Origin of the sequence: Planktothrix sp. FACHB-1355 (assembly GCF_014748295.1) — a bacterium.
GTDB classification, from domain to species: Bacteria; Cyanobacteriota; Cyanobacteriia; order Cyanobacteriales; family Aerosakkonemataceae; genus Aerosakkonema; species Aerosakkonema funiforme_A.
This window is the reverse complement of record NZ_JACJUP010000395.1, coordinates 1-5,357: the sequence shown is the minus strand read 5'-3', so window position 1 is coordinate 5,357 and position 5,357 is coordinate 1. Positions and strand designations below refer to the sequence as shown.

2 protein-coding genes are annotated in these 5,357 nt (G+C 50.8%); both read right to left on the bottom strand.

What is annotated here, in order from left to right:
* Positions 1-66: 66 nt before the first annotated feature.
* The gene (locus H6S82_RS16760) at positions 67-2,595 is read right to left on the bottom strand and encodes a family 10 glycosylhydrolase (RefSeq protein WP_190472196.1); all 2,529 of its coding nucleotides are present in this window, start codon (positions 2,593-2,595) and stop codon (positions 67-69) included.
* Between the two features lie 225 nt (positions 2,596-2,820).
* The coding region (locus tag H6S82_RS16755) for a DEAD/DEAH box helicase (protein WP_191056449.1) at positions 2,821-5,357 on the bottom strand (2,537 nt) is incomplete at its 5' end.

Below are 5,357 nucleotides of genomic sequence, written 5' to 3'. Positions count from 1 at the left end.
TTTTTACAATACATTTGTACTATCCGTGGGTAGCGATCGCACTCCTGCAAGTGCCTTAACAAAAGTTCATACAGTGTCGATTACTTTTGTCCGACTACTTAGTCGATCTAAAGCTGTTGCCAATGCAGCGCCTTTGGTGTTAAAAGAAGATCGCCCAGCTTCTGCCATCTGAAGTTGATTGATTTGCAACAGAAAAGCCCATTCCCGTTGGAGAGCCGCGAAACAGGAAACAGCGGCGGCGAAAGGTTGACGGTAAGGAATTGGCTCTCTTGGTGGTTGGGCTGTACCTTGAGTTCGACTTAAAATAGAATGCAGCTGGTTACCGAAATGCTCGAAAGCAAACAGCGAGTAACCGCCGTTCGGGAGATCTCTGATAAACTGAATTTGATCGATCGCACTTATTTCGGGCAGGTTTAAAAGCAAAATCCCCGGTAGTACCAAAGTCGCTCCTATATCTTGATTGCTCAGCCAAGGTTGCGCCAGTTGCGCGAAACGATTGGTATCCTGAGCGTAAGCCATCGGCACAATCAAATCCACATCGCCTCTCCTCGCCCACAATTCCCAATTTTGTTGTAACTTTTGAATTCGTTCCTGTAGGGGATAACCGAAAACAGCAGCCGACAAGATTAAATTCGGGCGACGTTCCCGTACCATCTGGGATACTTCCGCCACAAAAGAATTGATTTGGTTTGTGCGAAATTCCGTCCACTTTTGCCACAGAGGACGATTGCTGGGAGAAATTTTAATCGGGTCAATCTTATTGATTTGCTGAAATAGCTGACGCGCTGCTTTGCCGTAACCGTAAACAGCTCCCCGACTGGGGTCTTGAAACGGGTAGCGAATATAGTCAATCTGCAATCCATCGACGTTATAGCGAGTAATTATTTCCTCAAACAACTTAAGTAAATAGCGCCGCACTTCTGGATTGGCTGGATCTAAAAACGGTTTCGTTTGTCCCGCCGGAATCATCCTACCTTGATTATCGTAATTCGCCCAATCGGGATGAGCGGAAATAATCGGGCCGGGATAGTTAGGAGGTTGGTTGAGAATAGCATTATGGCGCTGATTGCCAGCTGCAAAAGTCCACACCCAAGCGTGCAATTCCATACCGCGTTCGCGGGCTAATTTCACAGCTGAAGCTAGGGGGTCCCAACCTTTTGTGAGCGGGTTTTGTTCTGGTGCGACTTGACTGGGATAAATGGTGTAGCCGGCATTGACCGTTTCAAAAAAGATGGTGTTTATACCAGCTTGAACCAATCGATCGAACAGTCTGGCTAAACCGCGTTCCGAACCTGCTTGCACGATCGAACCGCGATCGAGCCAAATTGCCCGCACTTCCGATTGTGCGATCGGCTTATCCGTTGGGTACAGATTCCACAGACTTTGACGAGCTTGCAGCCACTGGCTTCTAGCTGTGGCGTAGTCTCGTTTGGCAACCAATTGGGGAAATGCTTGCAGCACTTCTCGCGCTTTTTGTAAAGTACCCAAGGCTGTATTTTGAATGCTGACTGGTGAAGCAGAGGCGACAGTCGGAGCAGAACCGATCGGGATAGTTTCTTTTTTCCCCGCCTCAAGAGCTCCCCCATTCCCCGTCTCCCTTGCCACGTTGGGATTAACGGCGTTGGCAGCTAAAAGGGCGCTTTCGACGCGACCGAGCAAATTTGCCAGCTCTTGCCTCATCACGATCGCGTCTTTAGCTGCGATCGGTTCTCCCCCTGGTTTAGGGCGAATGGCAGCAGTTGCCACCCGCTCGGTTGGGTCAATCGGTGCTGGCGACTGACGACTGGGAACTGATGGGCGACTGGCGGCTGGCGACTGACGATTGGGTGCTGGTGACTGAGAAACCCTCCCCCGCACTCCCGCTCCCCCACTCCCCCTTGTCGGAGCCGCAGCTACATTGCTTAAGGCACCGGGAGCAACGCAATTGCCTGTTGTTGGAGGTGCTGTTCCTGCTTGGGCGATATTGCCGTAACGGGTCAGAGCCGCCTTCAGCCAAGCCAAATCTAATTGAGAACTAGCGGCACTATTGACACCCCAGCGCCAGCCAAAAAAAGTTGTTCGGTTAGTTGTCACAACTGCCGGTGGCGAGTCGCTAATCGTCCATGTGGCGGCGGCTTGACTGTTCAAACCGGTAGGAATGATGACGCCGCCGTGAATAGTGCCACTGAGTTCTTGGCGCACCCACTCTTGCGTTCTCGTTCGCATCGGTTGCAGCGCTTCTGGTGCTGAGAGGGGAAAAGCCCAGTAAGCGCCCAGGAGACTGCGTAACATTTGGCGCACGCCAGGGGGAGAGAGGTTACCCATCGGCCCGCTGACGATCGCACGACCGCCTTTGCTCATCCATCCTTCCAGAGCGATCGCCTGCTCTTGAGTCAAACTTTCCACATTTGGCAAGAAAATCACCGAGATACCGTTCAAATCTGTCGCATTCTGGACTTTTTGCCAATCTACTACACAATAAGGCAGCCCGCTTTCGCCTAACCGAGTGGTAATACCGCTCCATTGGGTAGCGTTATCGGAGCTACGCACTACACCCAAGCGAATAGCTTGTGCTTCCGCAGGAGCAAAAGGTAAAAGTGCAAAGGAAAAAGGCAAAATAAACAAAGTAAGGAGATAGTTTATTTTTGTTATTTTTGCCTTTTGCTGTTTATTTACGAGTAACTTTTGCCCAGAAATAGATGAAACTGGAACTGACGCCTTTCTCCTCACTCTTAACACCTGATTTGTCACTCCTCACACCAATTTGAAATTTTAGATTTGAGATTTCAGATTTGAGATCGAACTTAAAATCTAAAATCTAAAATCTAAAATCTAAAATTCTTAGCCGACAATCTCATTAACTGGGAATCGATCCATCAGTTGGATGGCGCGACTGGCATTTTGCTTTAATGAATCGGACAAATAAGGTACATGGGGTATTTGCGAGAGAAAATCTAACGTCCGGCGTAACATCCGCACTACGTCTCCTTCATCTAAGGTTGTGTTTTCGCACAGATGCACCCACTCTACGCCCAACGCCCATTCTTGCACCAAACCAATTAAATCATCCTCAAGCCAAACTGGCAAAGCTACGTTGTGCCGACGCTGCATTTGGAATAGCTGGCGGCGCAAAGAGCGCAATTTGCCCATAGCTTCTTCCACTTGTGGAGCGGGATCGTAGTTAGTTCTGGCATCTGGGCGGGGTGTCTCGGTGACCAGAGCTGCACAAGCAGCCGCTAGGTGATGAGGGTCTAAATCGTCAAATTCTCTCGACATCAGCGCCAGTCCCAACCACAGCTCGTTATCCCCCCTAATGGCTGCTGCTGCTTGACCCATCCGGGTGGGTACTAATCCTTCCAAGCAACCAAACCCTTGTAAAATTTGGATCAGGTCGAGGAATTCTTCCCAATGGCGTTGGGTTTGTCTGTCGAGTTTTGCTTGACGATCGCCGATCTCTTCCTGCAAAGATACGATCCGGCGATAGCGTTTGAGCAGCGTACCGGGATTGCCCCAGCGATGGATGGGATGAGCTGCCACCTGCGCTTCCAGTGCTTTGACCGATTCAGCTTGGGCTAAGACTTCTGGGGGATCTGACGGCGGCGGTGGTATGGGGATGGTATTGGCGACAACAGCAGTTACTTCCGTACCTGTACGCACGCTACCGAGTTTCATGGCCATATCGGGCGGTGGCCCTGACAGGCGATCGACAGCGGCAATACGAGGCAATTCGGCATGAAAGCCAACCACGTCAATTGTCCCCACCACATACCAGCGGTTATCCTTTCCCAGACAGATCAGGTAGGGGCTTTGTCCGGGGCCGGGTATTTTATTCACCAAGGTGGCCGGCACAGGAGTAGACACAGGTACGTGTTTGCCTTTGAGGCTGAGTATAGTTCCCGCTACAGCATAGTGGAGGGCTAATGCCATGTCGCCCGCTTGCATAGAGGCAGACTGCTGTTGTAGGGTTTTGAGCAATTGCCGTTCTACTTTGAGTCGCTGTTGTAATTTTTCATAATTAGCTAAAGCGGCGGGTTCGACTTGCTGCATTTGAGACTGGAGATTTGCCAGTTCAGATTCCAGATCGGCGATCGCTTGTTGCTGCGGTTTGAGGTACAGTGTTGCCAAATACTGACCGAAACTGCGTTCTACCAAAGCTTTCGCCTCTTCTATACTGTGAGTTTGCAGTAGGTTCAACACCATACCGTAGCTGGGTGTAAACTGGCTGACGAGCGGATCGGGTTTGGATGTTGCCAGGTAAGCAGCTTCCTTCGCTCCTTCAAAAGGTGTTTGCAGCGTCGCCACATAGCCCCGTTCGTCCATCCCCCGACGCCCCGCCCGTCCGGCCATTTGCAAGAATTCCGAGGCGTTGAGTAACCTGTGTCCGCGATCGGTACGCTTGGAGAGGGTGGAAATTACGGTTGTCCGAGCGGGCATATTAATCCCAGCTGCCAGAGTTTCCGTGGCAAACACCACTTTAATCAATCCTTCTTGAAAAAGTTCTTCTACCAAACCTTTCCAAGTCGGTAAAATGCCCGCGTGATGGGCCGCAATCCCCCTAGAAAGCGGTTCGATCTGTCCAGATCTGCCTGCTTCGGGATAGCGTGCCAAAAATTCTTCGATTCTCCGTCTTAGCTGTTGCGCTTCTGCTTTATTCACCAGCGTCAGGTCGCCCACTTCTTCCACGGCTTGGTCGCAACCCCGACGGCTGAAGATAAAATAAATTGCCGGTAACATATCGCGTTCCCGCAATTGACTCAGCACAAAGTTCAAACTCGGACTTTCCGGTCGTTTTCCCGGTTGTTTTTGTGGGCCTTTAGGTTTGAGGCGAGGATTGATTTTGGTTAGATCGTCGTTTAGGAGAGGAAATAATCCTTTGGGAGAACAAAAGTGAAATTCCAGAGGTACGGGGCGGAAGTCTGAGTAAATCAGTTCGGTTGGGCCGTGAACGTTACCGATCCAGTCGGTCAGCTGTTCGCTGTTGGCAACGGTGGCGGAAAGCGCGACTAATTGAATTTCGCGGGGACAGTAGATGATCGATTCTTCCCAAACTGTACCCCGCTGGCGATCGTTCATGTAGTGGCACTCATCCAGGACTACCGCATCCACTCCAACTAACGATGTGCCAACTTCCCCTATTGGTGTGCCGTAGAGCATATTGCGGAAGATTTCTGTAGTCATCACCAAGATAGGGGCGTCCCGGTCGATCGACATATCACCGGTCAGCAATCCCACCATGTTTGGCCCAAACTGCTCGCTGAAGTCGCGCCACTTTTGGTTGGAAAGTGCTTTGAGGGGTGTGGTGTAAAATACTCGTCTGTTCCGCGCTAAGGCACGGTGAATGGCGTATTCTCCAATTAATGTTTTCCCCGAACCTGTGG